The sequence below is a fragment of the Streptomyces ferrugineus genome, assembly GCF_015160855.1.
Lineage (GTDB): Bacteria > Actinomycetota > Actinomycetes > Streptomycetales > Streptomycetaceae > Streptomyces > Streptomyces ferrugineus.
This window is the reverse complement of the sequence record NZ_CP063373.1, coordinates 3,718,655-3,739,507: the sequence shown is the minus strand read 5'-3', so window position 1 is coordinate 3,739,507 and position 20,853 is coordinate 3,718,655. Positions and strand designations below refer to the sequence as shown.

Genomic DNA, 20,853 nt, shown 5'->3' with positions numbered 1-20,853 from the left:
GATGCTACCGGGGCCGCGCGTCCGCCGACTGGCTCCCAGCCGACCCGGGTATGCATGGAGGATGCGCGAACTCGCCTGCACCGTCGCACGGTTGCCCGTGCCGGAGCGTTGACGCCGTGGTCACACCACCCCGGGCACCGGGCCTCGACCCCGGCCGGGTCGCCGAGATCATCGTCGCCCCGGACGGAGGCGGACCCGGCCGCCGCGGGTCCGGGTATCTGGTGGGCGACCGCTGGGTCCTCACCGCCGCGCACGCCGTCTCCCCGGCCCCGGCCGCCACCGTCACCGTGCGGTTCAACGCCGACCTGCCGGCCCAGTGGTCCGCCCCCGCACGCATCCGGCTGTTCGCCGAGTCCGCGGATGTGGCTCTTCTGGAGGTCGCCGGCCCGACGCGCCACGCGCCCATCGCGCCGCCCCGGTACGGTCCGGTGCCCGACGACGACGTGGTGCTGCGCTGCACCGCCATGGGCTTCCCGCGCTTCAAGCTCCGGGACGGCTCGCACGACCGGTACCGCGACTCGTGCCACGCCACGGGAACCATCGCCGTCCTGTCCAACCGCAGGGAGGGCACGCTCGAGTTCGTCGTGGCGGCGCCGGATCCCGATCCGGACCCCGCTCGCTCACCGTGGGAGGGCATGTCCGGTGCGGCGGTCTGGCACACCGGGGCGCTCATCGGTCTCGTGCGGGCACACCATCGCCCGGACGGGCCGGGACGCCTCGCCGTGGCCCGCGTGGATCGGTGGTTCGAACTCCTGGCGGACGAGGAGCTGGACCTGCTGGCGCGTACCGCCGGGTTCCCCACCGGACGGGACGGCCTGATAGGGCACCAGGCCCCGCCGCCGTCCGACGCCGTGCGTCTCGGGGGCCTGCCCGACACCGTCTCGCTGCGCGAGCTGGACGGTCTGGTGACAGCGCTCACCGCCTTGCCCGTCGTCCGGGACAGGACACGCCTCGATCTCGTGCTGCAGAACGTCAACCCGGCGATCGCGGCGAACAGCCCCCGCGACGCCACCCTCCGCGTGGACGTCTTCGGCATCGTGCGCACCTGCCTGCGCTACCCCGGCACGCTGGACGAACTGCTCGACTCCATACGGCTGCTGGAGGGGGACACCGCCGCCAGGGCACGGCTGGACCGGGAAGCCGCCGAGCTGGCGCGGCGTCAGGGACCGGACGGCGGCGGACCTGCGGCCGTGTCGTCCACCCCCACTGGGGCCGACGGCTGACAGATGGGCCATGATGTGGGAGTCGTGAAAAGCTAGCACTTCGAAGAAGGGGCCTGGCCGTCATGGATCAGCCGATGGCCGCCGTCGAGTCCGATCTGGTCGATCTCACGGGGGTATCAATTGAGATGCTGCGCAGCCTCGACGACTCGGTTGTCGCTCCTTCATTGCCCAGCATCCTTCTCAAGATCGACAACCCGCAGGCGAGTGCCGGCGGCGACTTCAACCCCTCGTACGACGACTGACCTTCCGATCACAGCAAGGGACACCGCCGATGCCGGGTAGCAGTCCCGTTCTGCCGCGCCACCGGGTTCCGGCGGAGAGCCTCGTCGCCCTCGCCGAAGGAGACGGCGACCACGATGTCGTCGACCTCCTGGTGTCCGCGGAACGGAGCCGCAGGCTCCTGCTGCTGCGCATGCTGGACGAGATGACGTCGGGCGGGATGCCGGGGCCGTCCGACGGCTCGCTCTCGCTGAGCGAGGCGTGGGAACTCCTGGCCCGCGCCCAGCGCGCCAAGCCCGCCGCGGTGGACGCGGTCCTGTTGTACCCGCAGACCGGGATGTGGCTGTCGTCCGCCCTGCGCCGACTGCGCGGCACCGAGGACGAGGCGACACCGCTGTGGGTCGTCCTCGGTCATCTGTCGGCCCTGGCCGCCGCGGCCGGGGTCCGGGCGGGCCTGGACTTCACGATCACCGTGCCGGTGCGGTACGGGTACGCGCTGCTGCCCACACTGGGAGCTGCCGAGGTAACCGCCGACGACCCGTGGACGACGGTGTGGGTGCGGTCGGCGGCGGGCGAGACCTGGATCACGACGCCGAACGGCCGCGTCCGGGTGGCCCCGCACCCCGATCGCGGCAGGCCGGGCTGGCACCCGCTGCGCTGGCTGCGGGCCGGGCACGGGGACAGCGAGCTCGCCCTGGCCCTGGACGACCTGGACCCGTACCGGACCTACCCCAGGCCGACCGTGCCGGAGCGGCTGCCCGACGACCGGGCCGAGCGCTGGCAGGAACTCCTGGAACGCACCTGGACGCTGCTGCTGCGGGACGAACCGCAGACCGCGACAGCGATGCGCCGCGGGCTGATGTCCTTCAGTCCCGTCGGAGCCGGCGAGCGGTTCCGGCCGCGCAGCGCCTCCACCGGGGACGCCTTCGGCGGCGTACTGGTCTCCGAACCGGACGACGCGGTGCAGTTGGCCGCCACGATGGTGCACGAGTTCCAGCACTCGAAGCTGAGCGGTCTGCTCCATCTGACGCCCCTGTACCGGATGGACGCACCCCAGAGCGACGAACGTCTGTACGCGCCCTGGCGTGACGATCCCCGGCCGCTGGGCGGACTGCTCCAGGGCATCTACGCGTTCACGGGCGTCACCCGCTTCTGGCGCACTCATCGCCACTCGGCGGTCGGCGGGGCGTCGGAGCTCGGGCATTTCGAGTTCGCGCTGTGGCGCTCACAGCTGTGGTCGGTGCTCGACTCGGTGCGCGACCACCGGCGGCTGACCCCGCTGGGCCACCGGTTCCTCGGCATCCTGCGGGGTCGGTGCGCGGCGTGGCTGGACGACCCGGTGCCCGATGTACCCGGGCTGCTGGCCCACATGTGCGCGGACAATCACCGGGCCCGCTGGCGGGCGTACCATCTGCGCCCGGCCCGGGAGTGGGCGGAGTCGGCCGCACGGCGCTGGACCGAGGCGGCCGACGGCCCACCGGAGTCCTCGGACACCGGCACCCGACTGGCGCCTGACCGGTCCGCGAACCGGCTGGACAGCCTGGCGACGCTGGTCCGGCACCGGCTCGAGGGAACCGCCGCGTGCGGGGGACTGCTGGGCGCCGATCCGGCCGGAGCGGTGGCGCACGTCAAGGGGGCCCTCGAGGGCGACGCGCTGCTCGCGGCCGGCGAGCCGGGTGCCGCCAGGCGGTCCTACGTCGCACGTCTGGCGGCGGCCCCTGACGATGCCGCCGCGTGGGCGGGTCTCGGCGGCGCGCTGACCGCCGAGGGGGTCGAGCCGGATGCGGCCCGGTTGCTGACCCGGCATCCCGAACGGGCCCGGGCGGTGCAGCGGGTCCTCGTGGCGGACACCGGGCGGCCGGGTGACCCGGTGCGCCTGGCGGCCTGGCTGGGCGGCGGCCTTCCGACGGTCTGAGGGCGGCATGCTCCGACCGCATCCGCTGCGGGCGCGGTCGGAGGGCTCGCGCCAACCTCTACAGAGGCATGGGATCGATCGCGCAGTTGGCGCGTTCCCGGTTCTGCGCCTGCCGGGTGGCGGGATGCGGGGCCGCGCTCGGTGAGCGGAGCCGGGGCGTGTCCAGGACGGCCCTGAGCCGTTCCACGGTCTGCTCCAGCAGATCCTCTCCAGTGCCCTCCTCCCGCGCGCCCGTGGCGATCTGGTCCAGTGCCAGATTTCCCGCGCATGCCAGCGTCGTCGGGTGATCGGGGCCGAGAGCCGACCGGCAGCGTTCCAGCGTCTCCTCACCGAGCCGGCGTGCCTCGGCCACCTCGCCCAGCGCGCTCAGGTCGCTGGCGAGGTTGATCGCACAGGCGAGGGCCATGGGGTGCCCCGCCGACAGGCGCTCCGTCAGCTGGGACAGGGCGTTCCGGTCCAGGTCCCTGGCCTCCTCCGGGCGGCCGAGCAGCCGTAGCGTCACCGCCAGGTCCACGTCGGCGGCGAGTGTGTGCGGGTGGGTGGGGGTGAACAGCCGCCGGTAGCGCTCACAGGCCTTCATCCCCATGTCCAGGGCGGAGTCGAGGTCTCCGTTCTGGCGTTCCGAGATCGCCAGGGCGAGCGCCGCGTCCAGGGAGCGGGGGTGGGTGTGGCCGTACCGCCTGGTGAACTCGGTGAAGGCCTCGCGGGCGAGTTCGAGCGCGGTCTCGTGGTCGCCCTCCTTGCGGCAGGCCTCACTGAGCTGCTTCGTCGCCTGGACGGTCGCGGGGTTGGTGGCGCCGAAGACCAGGCGGTTGGCGTCCAGGGCGGCTTGCTGCAGGGACCTGGCCCGGATGTAGTCCCCGGTCTCGCGGACGTCGATCGCGAGACCGCCCTGGGTGACCAGCGACTGCTGGTGGTCCGAGCCGAACAGCCGCACCTTCAGCGCATGCGTGCGCTCGTCCAGTTCCAGTGCCCGGTGGAACTCACCGGTCAGCCTCAGGCTCACCGCGAGGTTGTGGCCCGCGTAGAGCGTCTGTGGATCGTCCTCGCCGTAGAGCCGCAGGGCGCGTTCGTAGACGAGGGTGTCCAGTTCCGCCCCGGCGGCGAACTCGCCGAGAACCCGCCGGACGGCCGCCACCAGGCTCAGCGCCTCGATCGCGTCCTCGCGGTCGTCCTCGCCGTCCGGCGGGGCGGTGGACTCGTAGATCTCCCGCAGCCGTTCCGACAGCACCCTCGCGTCCTCGTGGCGGCCCGTCCTGAGATAGACGAAACACAGCCACCAGGCCATCCTGCGGCTGGCCGTGTCGTCCGGGCCGAACCGCCGCTGCCAGGTCTCCCAGGACTGCTCGCAGAAGTCGACGGCGATCTCCCAGTCGCCCCAGTAGTAGAGGTACTTGGCGATGTTCATCACCAGTTCACGCACCCAGAGCTGGTCGGAGGCGACCGCCTCCGACGCGACGACATGGCCGTAGAGCTCGGCGTACCGGGGCCAGTTGTCCGGCTGGGCGGGTTCCTTCGGGTCCGCGGCCGCCATCAGCGTGTGCGCGCCGCTGCGCATGCGCTCCCGCTCGTCGAGGGACATCCGGTTGATCAGGACGGCCTGTACGAGGCGGTGCATCTCCACGGAGTTCGTGCGGTGGTCGATGCGGGCGAGGGAGTACCGGTTGACCTCCCTGAGCGCCCGGGCCAGCCGGATCGGGTCGTTGAGGGCGTGGTCCAGCTCCGGGACGATGCTGCCGCCGCCGAGCCCGGAGAAGATGGCGCGGGAGATGGGTCCCGGGGCGAAGTACGAGCACAGTTGCAGCAGTCTGAGCGCCGCCACGCTGCGGGTCTCCAGGTGGTCCAGCGAGACGTTCCACGCCGCGGCGACCGGCAGCTGGTAGTCCAACGGCGGGGACAGTTCGAGCAGTTCGGACCGCTTGGTCTCGAACAGCCGCAGATACTCGGCCACCGGCATGCCCGTCTCGGCGCGCCAGGCGGCCGCCTGCTCCAGGGCGAGCGGCAGGTCGCCGAGGGCGTCCGCGAGCCGGTCGGCCTCGCCGTCGTCGATGGGCGCCCCGCTGCGGCGCAGCAATTCCTTGCTTTCCTCACGGGTGAAGACGTCCACTTCGAGTGAGCCACCGACCAGGCTCCACCGTCGGTTGCGGGATGTCACCAGAATGGTGCCGCTGCCGCCCGTGGGGAAATAATGCCGCACTCGTTCCGGACTTTCGGCGTTGTCGAAGATGAGCAGCCATCGGGAATACGGCCGTCCCTCCCGAAGCGCCTCACGGATGGCCGGGCCGGCGATGTTGGCCTCCGAGGAGGTGTTGATACCCAGCCGTTGCGCGAGTTCCACCAATGCCTGCCCTATCTGGCCGGGCCGTTCGGCGGGAATCCACCACACGATGTCGTACTCCGACTGATGCCGGTACGCGTACTCGATGGCGAGCTGCGTCTTGCCGACACCGCCCATGCCGTGCAGTGCCTCCGGCAGTACGGTCGTCGTGCCTTCCCGCAACCGGGCGGCGAGCAGCTCCAACAGGTCGGCTCGGCCGGTGAAGTTGGGGTTGCGTGGTGGGATGTTCCCCCAGACACGGGGTGTCGAGACGTTTCCCTCGTCTGCCGGAGGCAGGGGCGAGACGGCCATGCCCGACTCTCCTCTCGAGAGTATTTCAGGCAGTTCCGGGCGGGGTGCCCGGTCGGATGGAGATACAGCGCCCGCATCGTACTGGTCGAACGAGTTGAGCACGATGGCGAGCATTTCGGCGCGTTCCAGGAAGGGCCCGGACAACGCCTGCAGAGCGTGGAGTTCGACTCTGAGGAAAGGAAGGTTCCGTCGGGTGACGGTCGGAACGGCGGTGCTGTCCAGTGCCTCTGAGACAGGCGGAAGCAGCGGAATCTCCGTGGTATTCGCCGAGTTGTTCACCAGTCTGCGCACATCGCGCAGCACGCGAATGGTATCGGCACGGCGGGCGAGTGCCAGGAGTTCCTCACGGATTTCCGGGGCGAACTCGAAGGCGATGTCCGTCCGGCCGTCGCCGGCACCGGTCACGGGCCGCAGCAGACCGCTCAGCAGCACCTCGCTCAGGTGTCCCGGTCCGGCGCCGGGGGTCTGAGCGATGAGCATGCGTACGACGGGAAGGGACAGCGGCGCGGCGGCGAGTTGCGTGGCGAGGGTGAACGCGGTGGGTGAGGCCGCTGCGCGCAGGTCCGACACACAGTCATGGGCGGACATGACCGGGGGCCGCACAAGCCGTGGCTCCGGCGGGTCCTCGGCCTCCGGAGTGGGGCCGATCGGTGTCAGGACGGCCGACATCTCCAGCCGGTCCCCGTTCCCGTCGTGCACCAGCCTCGCCCAGGCCGACATCGATCGCTCGGTGAACTCGAGGACGGGCAACGGCATGACGTCGCGCTCCGCCTCGCCGTCGGCGTCGTCGATCTCCAGCGGAACCTCGCGCGGCCGCCAGTCGTAGGTGTCGTTCGCGGTCCACGGCCGGTGTGCGCTCACCTGTAAGTGGCGGACGTTCAACCCGCTGCGGAACCACAGGGGTTGGGGCAGCAGATGGACGATCGCGGTCGGCCCCCGGCTCAGTTCGGGACGCAGCGCGAGCAACACCGAGCCGGTCCGCCAGCCCGCCGCGAGCCCGTCGGTGACCACGAGCACCATCCGGTGCCGGCCCGTCTCGGGGGCGGGCCACGGCTGCTCCCGGACGCCGGCCGCGTCGTCCGGGTCGGTGCCGGGCAGGCGCACGGTGTCGACCCGGTCGAAGAGCCCCAGGGCGCGCAGTTCCGCGAACGCCGAGTCCAGGGTGTCCTGCCACACCCGCATGGTCGGGTGGGCGTCGATCGCCACGAGCAGATCTCCGGCAGGTGGCGAGCCGTCCGGCGGGGCGAGGGCCCGCAGTGCCCGCAAGGAGGTCTCCGTCGGGTTCGCCCGGCCCGCCCCGCCGTCAGCAGTCATGGGGAGTACTACGTCGAGGGGCCGACAGCCACCGGCGGGCACGCGCATAGGCCGGACCGGCGCGCGGGAGAGTCATCCACGCCCTCAGCCTCGCAGTGGGGCCAGGCGGACGCAAGAGTCCGGGTCCGGGCTCAGGACGCTCGGTCCGGGCTGCGCAGTCCGGGCTGGTGGTCCGGATCGTCCAGGAGGATCGCCAGATGCCGGCCGACATGGCCGTCCCACTGGTCCGGGCCGAGTGCGAGGGCCTCGGTGCGCAGCCGGGCCACCCGGTCCGCGAGGCTGGCGAGTCCCCGGTCCTGCACGATCTCGCTGACGGCCTCCCTGAACGCCGGGTCGGCGCAGTCACGGCGGTGCCAGATCATCAGGGGAACGCCGGAGCGGAGCCCGGCGAGGAACTCGTAGCGGTCGGCCTCTCCGTTGCCGCCCGGGGGCGCGCTGAGGATCAGGCACACCGCGTGCTGGTCCTCCTTGAGTTCGCGTTCCAGGTGGAAGTAGTAACTCGGGCCGTCGGCCGGGTGGCTCCAGTACGAGTGGCTGTCGGCGGGCTGTTCGCTGAGCCGGCGCCACTTGTTCCGCCAGGGGCGATGCCATGCGGTTCTTCGCAGCCGGTCGAGGCTGCGCAGGAACACCATGTAGTCCATCACCAGGGGGGTGGGCAGCGCGGACGACGACTCCTTGTGCCACCACTCGACGGGTTCGTTGAGCAACTCCCACGGCAGGATGAACTCCAGGACGACCGGCTGTGTCAGATCGGCCCATCTCTCCTCGGTCTCCTCGATCAGCCGCTCGACCTCGGCATGCAGCTCGTCCCGGTGCAGGTGCCGGGTCTCGCCCTGTACGGGATGCCAGCCCGCGCTGTCGGACTGGTGCCAGTGGGACAGGTAGTAGCGCTCGGAGTCGAGACCGTCCGGCTCGAACTGGATGATCAGGTAGGCGGGGACCAGGGAGAGCTCCCAGTCCGCCGCGTCACCGTCCAGCCCCCACTCGTACTGACGCAGCCGATGCCAGCGACGGAGCTGCTCGGCCTCCTCCAGGCGGCCGTCCGTGGCGAGTTCCTCGGCGACCAGGGCCAGGAAGGCCAGACTTGGGGGGATCTCGCCCTTCGCCGAGTTCTCCCCGGCCAGCCGGAGGAACACCCGCCAGCCCGAATCGCACCACGACGGCAGTTCCTGGACCCGTGACCGGCTGGCGCGCCGCGCGAGGGCCGGCAGCCCCGGAGGCCCCAGGGTCTCCAGGACGGGCCGCAGCCCGCGCAGGTCCACACCGCTGAAGAACGCCGCCGCCTCCCACTCCTCCAGGAGCTGCAGCAGCGAGGTGACCGAGGTGGACTCCTGCTCCAGATAGCGCAACGCCCTCGCCAGACAGGGCAGTCCGTCGGGCAGCCGCGCGCACCGCTCGACGAGGCCGAGCAGCCAGGGACGTAACGCCTCGCCGGTGAACGGCTCAAGGGAGACGCCGAGTTCCTCGCACAGATAGGTGGTCCACAGATGCCGGCTCCCGGGGAGCCGCAGCGTGGCGCTCATCTGGAGTGCGTCGACGATCTCGGCCACCAGCTCATTTCGGATGCGCGCCGGGCTGCGCTCCTCCACCACCCCGTTGCCCCCCGAAAGCCACCGTGGCGCACTCGACCGCCGGTTTTCCCGATCCCTGTCAGCGTAGAGCTGAGGAGCGGTGAACGGCAGATGACCGCGTCGATACCCTCCAGAACGTTCGACAGGTCGGACATTGTTCGAAAACTCTTGACGCTGTGCCACACCCCGATTGACACTCTCGCAACACGACGTCACACAGCCGAAACGGCAGGGTGCCCATGGCCGAGGCCCCGGCCATGCCTCAGCAGGGAAACCACATGCCGTACATCGCACGCGTCCGTGCCCGCGCGAGACGCCTGGCGGGCCGACTCGCCGGGCTCACCGCCGCGTCGCTGTTGCTGGGACTCGCCGCACCCGCCCTTCCCGCACAGGCCGCCGACCCGGCCGAAGCGGCCGAGATCACCGCCGGCCTCGCCCTCTGGTACAAGCTCGACGCCGCCGCCGGCAGCACCGTCACCGACGCCTCGGGCCACGGCCGGGACGCGACGGTGAACGGCACCGCCGACTGGTCGGGCACCGGTCAGGGGCTCGCCTTCAACGGCTCCGACACCTACCTCAAGGTGCCCGACGACGTGATGAAGGGCATGGACTCGATCTCCGTCTCGATGGACGTGATGGTCGACTCCGCCCAGAGCACGCCGTACTTCATCTACGGCTTCGGCAACTCCAGCGGCGGCAACGGGAACGGGTATCTGTTCACGACCGGCAACTCCCTGCGGACGTCCATCGCGACCGGCAACTGGTCGACCGAGCAGACCACCAGGCCCGCCGACTCCCACAACCTGACCCGCTCGGTCTGGAAGCACCTCACCTACACCCAGACCGGCAGCACCGGTGTCCTGTACGAGGACGGCGTCGAGGTCGGCCGCAACACCGCCGTCAGCATCACCCCGGGCGCCATAGGCTCGGGCACCACCACCGCCAACCACATCGGCAGGTCGGTCTACTCCGGCGACAAGCTGTTCAAGGGCCGGATCCGCGACTTCCGGGTCTACGACCGCGCCCTCGCCGGCTCCGAGGTCGAGCAACTCGCCCTCCCCGTCGCCACGCAGGGCGTCGCCGACGACAAGGCCGCGCTGAGCCTGGGTGACACCAGCGCCGTCACGGCCGACCTCGACCTGCCGAAGACCGGTCCGGCCGGCGGCTCCACGATCGGTTGGGCCAGCGACAACCCCGCCGTCGTGTCCGACTCCGGCGAGGTGACCCGCCCCGCCGCCGGCGAACCCGACGGCCACGCCACGCTCACGGCGACCCTGAAGAAGGGCACCGTGACCGACACCAGGACCTTCGAGGTCACGGTGCTCCCCGCCTTCGACGACGAGGCGGCCACCGAGCAGGCGGCCAAGGAGCTGACCGTCCACAACCTCGACGACGTACGCGGCAACCTCACCCTCCCGGCGACCGGCTCCTACGGCACCGACGTCACCTGGTCCTCCGCGAAGCCGGACGTCATCACCTCCGACGGCCTGGTCCACCGCCCCGCCCACGGCGCCGGGGCCACCACCGTCAAACTCACCGCCACCGTCACCAAGGGGGAGGCGAGCACGACCCGCGCCTTCACCGCCAAGGTGCCCGAACTACCAAGGCAAGAGGCCCTCAAGGGCTATATGTTCAGCTACTTCACCGGCGAGGGCACGGCTGACGGCGAGCAGCTGTACGCCGCGCTCAGCAAGGGCGACGACCCGCTGAAGTGGCGGGAGTTGAACGACGGCAAGCCGGTCCTGACCTCCACGCTCGGTGAGAAGGGCCTGCGCGACCCGTTCATCATCCGCTCCCCCGAGGGCGACAAGTTCTACCAGATCGCCACCGACCTCAGGATCTACGGAAACGGCGACTGGGACGCCGCGCAGCGCACCGGCAGCAAGTCCATCATGGTGTGGGAGTCCACCGACCTCGTCCACTGGACGGACCAGCGCCTGGTGAAGGTCTCCCCGGACAGCGCGGGCAACACCTGGGCGCCCGAGGCGTTCTACGACGCACAGCGCGGCGAGTACGTGGTCTTCTGGGCCTCGAAGCTGTACGACAACGATGCGCACTCGGGCAGCACGTACAACCGCATGATGTACGCGACCACCCGCGACTTCCACACCTTCAGCGAGCCCAAGGTGTGGATCGACCGCGGCTACTCCGTCATCGACTCCACGGTGATCGAGCACGACGGCACGTACTTCCGCCTGTCCAAGGACGAGCGGAACAACACCTCCTCCACGCCCAACAGCAAGTTCATCTTCGAGGAGAAGAGCGACTCCCTCCTCGACCTGTCCTGGACCGCGGTCGCCGAGGGCATCGGCAAGGGCGCGATGAACGCGGCCGAGGGGCCGCTGGTGTTCAAGTCGAACACCGAGGACAAGTGGTACGCGTTCCTCGACGAGTTCGGCGGCCGCGGCTACATCCCCTTCGAGACCACCGACCTCGCCTCCGGCACCTGGACCCCGTCCACCGACTACGACCTGCCCGCCAAGCCCCGCCACGGCACGGTGCTCCCGGTGACGCAGGCCGAGTACGACCGTCTGCTGCGCGCCTACCAGCCGGACCAGCTGGTGGAGAGCGTCGAGGACGTGAGCGTGAAGACGCGGATCGGTCAGGCGCCGGTCCTGCCGGCCACCGTGATCGCCGAGTACGCCGACGGTGTGCGGCGGCCTGTCGCCGTCTCCTGGGAGGACGTCCCGGAGTCGAAGTACGCGCAGGCCGGCACGTTCACCGTGACCGGCGGCCTGCCCGACGGTGCCGCGCTGCCCGTCCGCGCCGAGGTCACCGTGTCCGAGGAGGGCGCCGACGTCCCCGCCGACCTGCTGCTGCGGTACGACTTCGACGAGACGGGCGGCAGCATCGCCCGTGACTCCAGCGGGCACGGCCACCACGGCACCTACGTCCGTACGCCCGACTTCGGCACCGGGGTCGACGGCGGCTCGTTCCGGATGTCCGGCGACTCGACCTCGCCGTATGTGAAGATCCCGAACGGCGTGCTGAAGGACGCCGACAGCGTCACCGTCTCGACGTACGCCAAGTGGAAGGGCGGCGGCAACTTCCAGTGGCTGTTCGGGCTCGGGCCGGACAGTGACAAGTACCTGTTCGCGACCCCGTCCAACGGCGGCTCCAGCCTCTACTCGGCCATCACGAAGGCCAGTTGGTCGGCGGAGTCGAAGCTGACGGCGGGCTCGCGGCTGACGCCCGGCGAGTGGCGGCACGTCACCGTCACCCTGGACGGCGCGTCCGGCGCGATGGTCCTCTACGTGGACGGCGTCGCGGTGGCCCGTACGACGACCACCATCAAGCCGTCCGAGCTGTACGACGCGAACAAGGACTACAGCGGTTACATCGGCAGGTCCCTGTACGCGGCCGACCCGTACTTCGGCGGTGAGGTCGACGACTTCCGTGTCTACGACCGGGCCCTGACGGCCGCCGAGGTCATGGAGCTGAGCGGCAACACCGCGGGCATCGCGCGGGCGACGCATCCGGACCTGAAGGTCGACGCACTCATCGACAACGCCGGCAGCCGGATCACGCTGCCGATGAAGGAGGGCACCGATCTCACCGCGCTCGCCCCGGAGTTCACCCTGGCCCACGGCGCGGCGATCAGCCCCGCCTCCGGCAGCGTGCGGGACTTCAGCGAGCCGGTGACGTACGAGGTCACGGGCTCCGACGGCGCCAAGCGCACCTGGACGGTCAAGGCGCTGATCATGAAGAGCCCGGTTCTGCCGGGTCTCAACGCCGACCCGAACATCGTCCGGTTCGGCGACACCTACTACCTCTACCCGACCACCGACGGCTTCGAGGGCTGGAGCGGCACGCAGTTCAAGGCGTATTCCTCCAAGGACCTGGTCCACTGGAAGGACCACGGCGTCATCCTCGACCTGGGGCCGGACGTCTCCTGGGCCGACGCCCGGGCCTGGGCGCCGACGGCCACGGAGAAGAACGGCAAGTACTACTTCTACTACTCCGCCGACACGAACATCGGCGTCGCGGTCTCCGACTCCCCCACCGGCCCGTTCAAGGACCCCCTGGGCAAGCCGCTGGTCGCCCGCGGCGCCTACAGCGGCCAGATGATCGACCCCGCCGTCTTCACCGACGACGACGGCCAGTCGTACCTGTACTGGGGCAACGGCCGTGCCTACGTCGCCCCGCTGAACGACGACATGACGTCCATCGACACCTCCAAGGTCAAGGACATCACCCCGAGCGGCTACAACGAGGGCACCTTCGTCATCAAGCGCAAGGGCACCTACTACTTCATGTGGTCGGAGAACGACACCCGCGACGAGAACTACCGCGTCGCCTACGCCACCGGCCCCTCCCCCACCGGCCCGTGGACCAAGCACGGCGTGATCCTGGAGAAGGACCTCTCCCTCGGCATCAAGGGCCCCGGCCACCACTCGGTGGTGCACGTCCCGAAGACCGACGAGTGGTACGTCGCCTATCACCGGTTCGCCATCCCCGGCGGTGACGGCACCCACCGCGAAACGACCCTCGACAAGCTGGAGTTCGACGCCGACGGCCTGATCAAGAAGGTCGTCCCGACCCTGACGGGCATCGACCCGATCGTCAACCGGACCCCGGCGATCACCTCCGCCACCGGCCCGACGGCCCCCGTGCCGGCCGGCCACCGCACCACCGTCACGGCCGAGTTCCGGGACGCCGACGTCGGCGACACCCACGTCTGCCGGGTCGACTGGAAGGACGGCACCGAGCCGACGACGGGCACGGTCGAGGGCACCGAGTGCCGGGCCGAGCACACCTACGCCCGGGCCGGCATCCAGCGACCGGTCGTCACCGTCACCGACAACGACGACGCCTCGGACAGCACCACCCTGCCCGAGCTGATCGTCTACGACCGCGCCGCCGGTCCCGCGCTGGGCACGGGCCTGATCACCTCCGCGGCCGGGGCGTACCCGGACAGGCCCACCCTGAAGGGCAAGGCGGTCTTCTCCTTCGCCGCCACGTACCCGAAGGCAGCCGCCGCCCCCCTCGGGAAGGCCACCTTCGACTTCGGGCGGGCCCGCCTGAAGTTCCGCTCCACCGGCTCCGACTGGCTCGTGGTGAGCGGCTCCCGGGCCGTCTACCAGGGCACCGGCAAGGTCAACGGCAGCGGCGGCTACGGCTTCCGGGTCACCGCCACCGACACGCCGGACACCTTCCGTATCAGGATCTGGAAGAAGTCCACCGGTGATGTCGTGTACGACAACGTCACCGGCGCTCGGACCGCGGGCTTCGTCACCGTCGGCCGACGCTAGCGGCGTCCTCTGGGCCCTGAGCCGGTGCCGAGACCTCGGCCCGGCTCAGGGCCTCGCCGTGTGCCCGGGGGCCCGCGCTACTCCCAGAGAGTTCGGGCGAATGGGCGCGGATGCGTTCGATGTCGCTGAAGACGGCGCGCAGCTGGGTCCGCATGGCGGTGCGGGCCGTCGTGAGGCCGCCTGCTCTCCTTCGACGTCAGCCACCGCCCCGCCCTGTGGCTCCGCCGACGTATGGACGCCGCGCCCCGGCTCCTGGCCCTGGGTGCAACCCTCTCGCAACGTTGCCCGTGCTGCGCTGGCTCCCATGTATGAGGAGACCCCGCGCGTCGAACTCACCCCCGCGGCCGCCGATCTGCTGCGCCGTCTGCGCGCGACGCACGGCCCGCTGATGTTCCACCAGTCCGGCGGCTGCTGCGACGGCAGCGCGCCGATGTGCTACCCGGAGGGCGAGTTCCGTACCGGCGACTCGGACGTGCTGCTCGCGGAGCTGCGGGTGGAGGGGGTGGTCGAGCCGGTGACGTTCTGGATGTCACGCAGTCAGTACGAGGCGTGGAGCCACACCCGGCTGATCGTCGACGTGGTCGAGGGCCGGGGCAGCGGGTTCTCCCTGGAGGCACCCGAGGGGGTGCGTTTCCTCACCCGTTCTCGTGTAGTCGGCGCCTAGAAACCCGGCCGGTCATCGCCGTCTGGTGCACTTCCCCTGAGTCCTGGGACATTTGACGAGACTTCAGGGGGAAGCCGTGACGCTTCGTCAGAAACGGTTCGCATCGGCAAGAGCGGCACTCACGCTGTTCACGGCACTCGGCGCGCTGGCCGGTGCGGCCCTGGTGGGGGCGGCACCGGCCGGCGCCGTGCAGCAGGGCACCGAGATCGCGCCGGGTGTCGCCTACGACGAGTTCGACATCCCGGCGGCCAAGGGCACGGCGCACGCCCATGTGCTCACCGTCGACCTGCGCGATCCGCGCGTACGGCTCGACCTGCTGCATCCGGGGGCGGTGGCGGCGCGGGCCACGATCTCTCGGCAGGCCACCGCTCAGGGTGCCGTGGCGGGCGTGAACGGCGACTTCTTCAACATCAGCGAGACCCAGCACCCCGGGGTCGAGGTGACCGGCGCGAGCGTGGGGCCGGCCGTCGCGCGTGGCCGGGCGCTGAAGGCGGCGGTGCCGGACGGCCAGCGCTTCGGGCCCGCGCTGCCGCCCGGCACCAGCACCGAGGACGTGTTCGGGGTGGGCGTCGACCGCCGGGCCCGGCTCGACGGCCTGAGCCTGGACGGCTCGATCCGCACACCCGAGGGGCGGCTCCCGCTGGGCGGGCTCAACCAGTACGCGCTGCCGGTGGGTTCCATCGGGGCGTTCACCAGCGACTGGGGCAGCGTGTCCCGGGTGCGCGCGACATGCGGCACGGACGAGGACCGGGGGGCTCCGTGCAGCGCCGACACCCATGAGGTGACGGTCCGTCACGGCCGGGTCGTGTCCATGGCCGACACGCCCGGCAACGGTCCGATCGCGCCGGGCACCACCGTCCTGGTGGGCCGGGAGGAGGGCGCACAGCGGCTGCGGAAGTTGTTCGCGGGCGAGCGAAGCGAGATGGGGGTCCCCCCGGCCGGAGGCTGGGGGAGGGTGGCGGTACGGCACCGGCTGGTGGCCTCGACGTCCCGGATCCCGTACCGCTTCGCCCTCGGCGGCTACCCGGTGCTCGACGACGGCCGGCCGCTGCCGGGCCTGGACGACCGGACCTCCGCCGTGCGCACCGCGGTCGGCATCGCGGCCGGCGGCCGGCGCCTGATGCTGCTCACGCTGGACGGAGCGCCCGAGTACCGCACCGGCCTGACGATCGCGGAGGTCGCCTCCGTGATGCGGGACCTGGGATCGGACGACGCCTTCAGCCTGGACGGCGGCGGCTCGTCCACACTGGTCGCCCGCGAGCCGGGAGCCGGGACGGTGTCGGTGCGCAACCACCCGTCCGGGGGCAGGGAGCGCCCCGTCCCCAACGGCATCGGAGTGTTCTCGACTTCCTGACCGGCCCGCCGGCGGTCACGGTCTGAGGCTGCTGACGATGTCCGCCGTGGCCGTCAGACCGCTGTTGATGGTGGGCGCCATGCTCGTGCTGGCCAGATAGAAGCCGAGCAGCAGGCACACCAGCGCATGGGTGATCTTCAGCCCGCCGTTGCGCACGAAGATCACCGCAAGGATGAACAGCAGCAGCACCACAGAGATGGAAATGGCCATCGTCTACCTCCTCCGCCACGCCGCCTTGCCCGGTTCACGGCGTTCGGCCGTAAGTGTGGCGTAGCGGAGGGTTCGTCCGGGCGGCTGACCTGTACTCCGAACGTGTGGTGTTCCGGCGCGGTGCGGCCGGGCGACTCCCCGGAGTCGCCTAGGCCGTCCGGTGGGCGTCGAGGAAGGCCTCCAGGCCGGCCAGGTCGTCGGTGTTGAGGTGGTCGACGTCGGCGGCGAGCAGCTCGCTCCACAGGGCCTCCCGCGCGGGGCCGGCCACGTCGGGGGTGGCCCAGAACCGCACCCGCTGACCACGGGAGTGCGCGGCCCGGACGATGCCGTGCAGCTTCTGCCGCTCGGCGTCCGGGAAGGCGCCGACGCCGCGCCAGGTGAAGTTGAGCGTCCAGTTGTCGCTGATCAGCGGGACGAAGGAGGCGGGCGCGGAGGTGCCGAGGTCGGACAGACGGCCGTCGTAGAAGGCGCGGCGGACGGTCTGGGCCGCCATCGGCGCACGGGCGGCGCGGTCGCCGGAGATCACGGCGGTGACCGGGCCCGGGAACACCCGGCCGTGGGCGTACGTCGTGAACAGGTGCTTGTAGCGCCCCAGGTGCCGGTCGAGTTCGAGGTACGTCGAGGCGCCCTCGGTCTTGATGTCGATCAGCAGCTGGACCGGTCGGCGGTAACCCCGGTACACGGAGCCGCGGTTGGCCTTGACGCGGGCGGCCAGCGGGTCGAGGTAGAGGGACTCCAGGGTGCGGCCGGGGTCGAGGTCCTCGGGGTCGTGGCCGATCAGGAGCTGGTCGCCGACCAGGTAGATGTCGGCCTCGACGCTGCCGAAGCGATGGTCGAGGGCGTCGAGGAGAGGGCGCGGGTGCTCGTAGTCGTTGTGTGCGTGCGCCCGCCACAACGGGCGCGGGCCGTGCTTGCGTTCGCTCGCCAGCGCACCGGTGGCGGGCAGGGCGACGGTGCCCGCGAGGGCGGCGCCGAGGGTGGTGAGGGCTCTGCGACGGGTGGTGAGGGCCATGCTCTGCCTCCCTGATAGGGCCGGATGGAACCGTTGCGAGTATGCGATTCCGAAGGGCCCGAACAGCAGTGCCCGAGCGGGGAGTTGGCCGGACCGCCGTCCCGCGTTCACTTCCTCCGCGCAGGGCACACGAAAAAGCCCGCCCCAGGTGGGACGGGCTTTTCGCGGGCTTCGCCCGGGTGTGTGTCAGGGAGCCTGCAGGTCGATGAATCCGGCCAGTGCCTCGCGGTGGGCGCCCGCGGTGCCGTAGGCGATCGAGTCGGCCTTGGCCCGCTTCAGATACAGATGCACCGGGTGCTCCCACGTCATCCCGATTCCGCCGTGCAGTTGCAGCGCCTCCTCGGCGGCGTGCACGGCGACGGGCGCCGCATACGCCTGGGCGACGGCGACCGCCACCTCGACGTCCTCGCCGGTCGCCAGCGCGTCGGCGGCGTTGCGGGCGGCGGCGCGCAGGTTGACGACCTCCAGCCACAGCTGGGCGAGCCGGTGCTTGAGGGCCTGGAAGCCGCCGACGGGGCGGTTGAACTGCTTGCGGTCCTTCAGGTGGCGGACTGTCTCGGTCAACGTCCATTCGGCGAGCCCGAGTTGCTCGGAGGCGAGCAGCCCGGCTCCGGCGCTCAGGGCGCGTCGTACGGCGGGCTCGGCGTCCCCGAGCAGCCGGCCGGGCGCGCCGTCCAGGCTGACCGTCGCGACGGGCCGGGTCAGGTCCAGGGACACCTGCGGGGTGACGGTCACCGCGTCGGCGTCCACCGCGTACAGCCCACCGTCGTCCGCGGGCACGAGCAGCACATCGGCGGCGGACGCGTCCGCGATGGCGGTCAGCTCCCCGTTCAGGGCGCCGTCCTCATGCCGTACGACCTTGTAGGCGGCGCCGGGAGCGACGTTCAGCGCGACGGCGAGGGCGCCGATCCGCCGCCCGGACGCCAGCTCGGCGAGCAGGCCATCTTCGGCCTCGCAGGCGAGCAGCGCCTCGGTGGCGACCACGGCGCTCGTCAGATACGGCACCGGGGCGACCGCACGCCCCAGCTCCTCCAGCACTACGGCGACCTCGCGGTGCGTGGCGCCCTGGCCGCCCCTGTCCTCCGGGACCAGGAGTCCGGCCAGGCCCATGCCGTCGGCGAGCGCCTTCCACGCCTCCAGGTCGTGCGGGGCGTCCGACTCGGTGCGGGCGATGACGCCGGGCGCGTCGCAGTGGTCGGTGAGCAGGTCCCGTACGGCGGCCCGCAGCGCCTCTTCCTCCTCCGAGTACAGCAGGTCGGGCTGTGTGCTCATCGGGCCAGGTCCTTCCAGGCGACGTCCTTGTCGGTGCGCGGCTCGGACGGCAGTCCCAGGACGCGCTCGGCGACGATGTTCAGCAGGACCTCGCTGGTCCCGCCCTCGATGCTGTTGCCCTTGGAGCGCAGGTAGCGGTAGCCGGCGTCGCGGCCGGTGAAGTCCACCAGCTCGGGGCGGCGCATGGTCCAGTCGTCGTACAACAGGCCCTCCTCGCCGCGGAGTTCCACCTCAAGGCCGCTGATCTCCTGGTTGAGGCGGGCGAAGGCGAGCTTCATGCCGGCACCTTCGGGGCCGGGCTGGCCCGCGACGAGCTGCTGGCGCAGCCGTTCCGCGGTGAGGCGGGAGACCTCGGAGTCGACCCACAGCTTCAGCAGCCGCTGGTGCAGATCGTGGGTGCGCAGCTCGGGCCGTTCGCGCCAGGTCCTGGCGACGGGGCCGATCATGCCGCCCTCGCGGGGCAGCCGCATGCCGCCGATGGCGACGCGCTCGTTGTTCAGCGTGGTCTGCGCGACCTTCCAGCCGGCGCCGATGTCGCCGAGCCGCCGCGCGTCCGGGATGCGCACGTCGGTCAGGAAGACCTCGTTGAACTCGGCCTCGCCGGTGATCTGGCGCAGCGGCCGGACCTCGACACCGGGGTCGGTCATGTCGCACAGGAAGTAGGTGATGCCCGCGTGCTTGGGCACGTCCGGGTCGGTGCGTGCGATGAGGATGGCCCAGCGGGCGAGGTGGGCGCTGGACGTCCACACCTTCTGCCCGTTGACGACCCAGTCGTCGCCCTCGCGGACGGCCCGGGTGCCGAGGGCCGCGAGGTCGGATCCGGCGCCGGGCTCGCTGAAGAGCTGGCACCAGACCTCCTCGCCGGTCCACAGGGGGCGCAGATAGCGCCGCTTCTGCTCCTCGGTGCCGTACTTGAGGATCGTCGGCGCGGCCATGCCGAGGCCGATGCCGATGCGGCGCGGCTCGTTGTCGGGGGCGCCGGCGGCCTCCAGTTCGGCGTCCACGACGGCCTGGAGGGAGCGGGGCGCACCGAGACCGCCGAGGCCCTCGGGGTAGTGCACCCAGGCCAGACCGGCGTCGAAGCGGGCGCGCAGGAAGTCCAGGCGGTCGGTGGTGGCCGACGGATGGGCGGCCAGCAACTGAGCCGTACGGCGGCGCAGTTCGGCGGCGTCGATCATGCCGCTCCTCCTTCGGTGAGTCCCGGGATCACGGCGACGCGCCCGGTGGTGACGCCGTCGGCGACCCGCTGCACGGCGGCCGCGGCCCCGCCCAGTGGAACGCGCTCGCTGACCAGCGGCTTGATGGCGCCCCGGGCGGCCAGGTCGGTGAGCTGCTCGTGGCAGTGCTGGATCAGCTTCGGGTTCTTGGTGTTGTACAGGCCCCAGTGCAGGCCGAGGATCGAGTAGTTCTTCACCAGGGCGTGGTTGAGCCCCGGGCTGGGGATCACTCCGCTCGCGAAGCCGACGACCACGATCCGCCCCTCGAAGGCGACGACCTTGGTGGACTGGGCGTAGGCCTGGCCGCCTACGGGGTCGTAGACGACGTCGGCGCCGCGGCCGCCGGTGGCTTCCTTGACGGCACCGATGACGTCCTCGGCGCGCCGGTCGATGACGACGTCGCAGCCCAGCTCGCGGGCGACGGCCGCCTTCTCGGTGCCGCCGACGACACCGATGACGGTGGCGCCGGCGGCCTTCCCGAGCTGCACGGCCGCGCTGCCGACCCCTCCTGCGGCAGCGTGGACGAGCAGCGTCTCGCCGGCTTCCAGGCCGGCCCGGCGGTGCAGACCGAACCAGCCGGTCTGGTAGCCGATGTGCAGGGCGGCGGCCTCGGCGTCGTCCAGCGCCTCGGGCGCGGGCAGGACGGCGGCGGCGTCCGCGACGGCGTACTCGGCGAAGCCGCCGTACGGCAGGGCGGGGTTGGCGATCACGCGGCGCCCGTCCTCGGTCTCGCCGCAGATCTCCACGCCCGGCGTGAACGGCAGCGGCGGCCGGACCTGGTACTGGCCCCGGCACAGCAGCGCGTCCGGGAAGTTGATGTTCGCGGCGCGCACCTTCAGCAGGACCTGGCCGTCACCGGGCGTGGGCGTCCCGACGTCCTCGAGGCGCATCACCTCGCTCGGCTCGCCGTTCTCGTGCACTTGCCATGCCTGCATGCGGTGCCTCCACGGGGGACTGCTTCGTCTGACCGGGGTCGGTTCGCATACTAAGCGGTCGCTTGC

13 protein-coding genes are annotated in these 20,853 nt (G+C 71.3%); 6 read left to right on the top strand and 7 right to left on the bottom strand.

Translation table 11 applies throughout. The features are described from left to right. Nucleotides 1-116: 116 nt before the first annotated feature. The 3 genes from IM697_RS17090 to IM697_RS17080 all read left to right on the top strand — a co-directional run bounded on the left by IM697_RS17090 (nt 117) and on the right by IM697_RS17080 (nt 3,357). Nucleotides 117-1,223 (top strand): effector-associated domain 2-containing protein, encoded by a 1,107-nt coding sequence (locus tag IM697_RS17090; protein ID WP_194048549.1) that lies wholly within the window; start codon nt 117-119, stop codon nt 1,221-1,223. Between the two features lie 62 nt (nt 1,224-1,285). Beyond that, on the top strand, nt 1,286-1,465 hold the full coding sequence (locus IM697_RS17085) for a hypothetical protein (protein WP_194048548.1): 180 nt from the start codon (nt 1,286-1,288) through the stop codon (nt 1,463-1,465). 29 nt (nt 1,466-1,494) lie between these two features. After that, on the top strand, nt 1,495-3,357 hold the full coding sequence (locus IM697_RS17080; RefSeq protein ID WP_194048547.1) for an HEXXH motif domain-containing protein: 1,863 nt from the start codon (nt 1,495-1,497) through the stop codon (nt 3,355-3,357). Nucleotides 3,358-3,415: 58 nt separating this feature from the next. Here IM697_RS17080 and fxsT read toward each other — a convergent pair whose 3' ends face one another. Further along, a complete protein-coding gene (fxsT, locus tag IM697_RS17075; protein WP_194048546.1) occupies nt 3,416-7,300 on the bottom strand; it encodes an FxSxx-COOH system tetratricopeptide repeat protein in 3,885 nt (1,294 codons plus the stop codon). 131 nt (nt 7,301-7,431) lie between these two features. Beyond that, complete coding sequence (locus IM697_RS17070) at nt 7,432-8,889, bottom strand: VMAP-C domain-containing protein (protein WP_194048545.1); 1,458 nt, start codon at nt 8,887-8,889, stop codon at nt 7,432-7,434. A gap of 260 nt (nt 8,890-9,149) precedes the next feature. Here IM697_RS17070 and IM697_RS17065 point away from each other — a divergent pair, with 260 nt between their 5' ends. From IM697_RS17065 to IM697_RS17055, 3 genes are all read left to right on the top strand, one after another. Next, entirely contained in the window at nt 9,150-14,123 is a 4,974-nt protein-coding gene (locus tag IM697_RS17065; RefSeq protein ID WP_194048544.1) for a family 43 glycosylhydrolase, read from the top strand. Nucleotides 14,124-14,427: 304 nt separating this feature from the next. Then, the gene (locus IM697_RS17060; protein WP_194048543.1) at nt 14,428-14,787 is read left to right on the top strand and encodes a DUF779 domain-containing protein; all 360 of its coding nucleotides are present in this window, start codon (nt 14,428-14,430) and stop codon (nt 14,785-14,787) included. 76 nt (nt 14,788-14,863) lie between these two features. Next, complete coding sequence (locus IM697_RS17055) at nt 14,864-16,141, top strand: phosphodiester glycosidase family protein (protein WP_194048542.1); 1,278 nt, start codon at nt 14,864-14,866, stop codon at nt 16,139-16,141. Nucleotides 16,142-16,156: 15 nt separating this feature from the next. Here the strand turns inward: IM697_RS17055 and IM697_RS17050 are convergent, their stop codons facing one another. The 5 genes from IM697_RS17050 to IM697_RS17030 all read right to left on the bottom strand — a co-directional run bounded on the left by IM697_RS17050 (nt 16,157) and on the right by IM697_RS17030 (nt 20,787). After that, nucleotides 16,157-16,351 carry a hypothetical protein gene (locus IM697_RS17050; RefSeq protein WP_107912016.1) on the bottom strand — a complete coding sequence of 65 codons (195 nt, stop codon included), beginning with the start codon at nt 16,349-16,351 and terminating at the stop codon, nt 16,157-16,159. A gap of 148 nt (nt 16,352-16,499) precedes the next feature. Continuing rightward, on the bottom strand, nt 16,500-17,363 hold the full coding sequence (locus tag IM697_RS17045; protein ID WP_194048541.1) for a phosphatidylinositol-specific phospholipase C/glycerophosphodiester phosphodiesterase family protein: 864 nt from the start codon (nt 17,361-17,363) through the stop codon (nt 16,500-16,502). 186 nt (nt 17,364-17,549) lie between these two features. Beyond that, nucleotides 17,550-18,635 carry an acyl-CoA dehydrogenase family protein gene (locus IM697_RS17040; RefSeq protein WP_194048540.1) on the bottom strand — a complete coding sequence of 362 codons (1,086 nt, stop codon included), beginning with the start codon at nt 18,633-18,635 and terminating at the stop codon, nt 17,550-17,552. Further along, nucleotides 18,632-19,813 carry an acyl-CoA dehydrogenase family protein gene (locus IM697_RS17035; protein ID WP_194048539.1) on the bottom strand — a complete coding sequence of 394 codons (1,182 nt, stop codon included), beginning with the start codon at nt 19,811-19,813 and terminating at the stop codon, nt 18,632-18,634. The genes IM697_RS17040 and IM697_RS17035 overlap by 4 nt, the downstream gene beginning before the upstream one ends. Next, entirely contained in the window at nt 19,810-20,787 is a 978-nt protein-coding gene (locus tag IM697_RS17030) for an NADPH:quinone oxidoreductase family protein (RefSeq protein WP_194048538.1), read from the bottom strand. The genes IM697_RS17035 and IM697_RS17030 overlap by 4 nt, the downstream gene beginning before the upstream one ends. Nucleotides 20,788-20,853 lie beyond the last annotated feature (66 nt).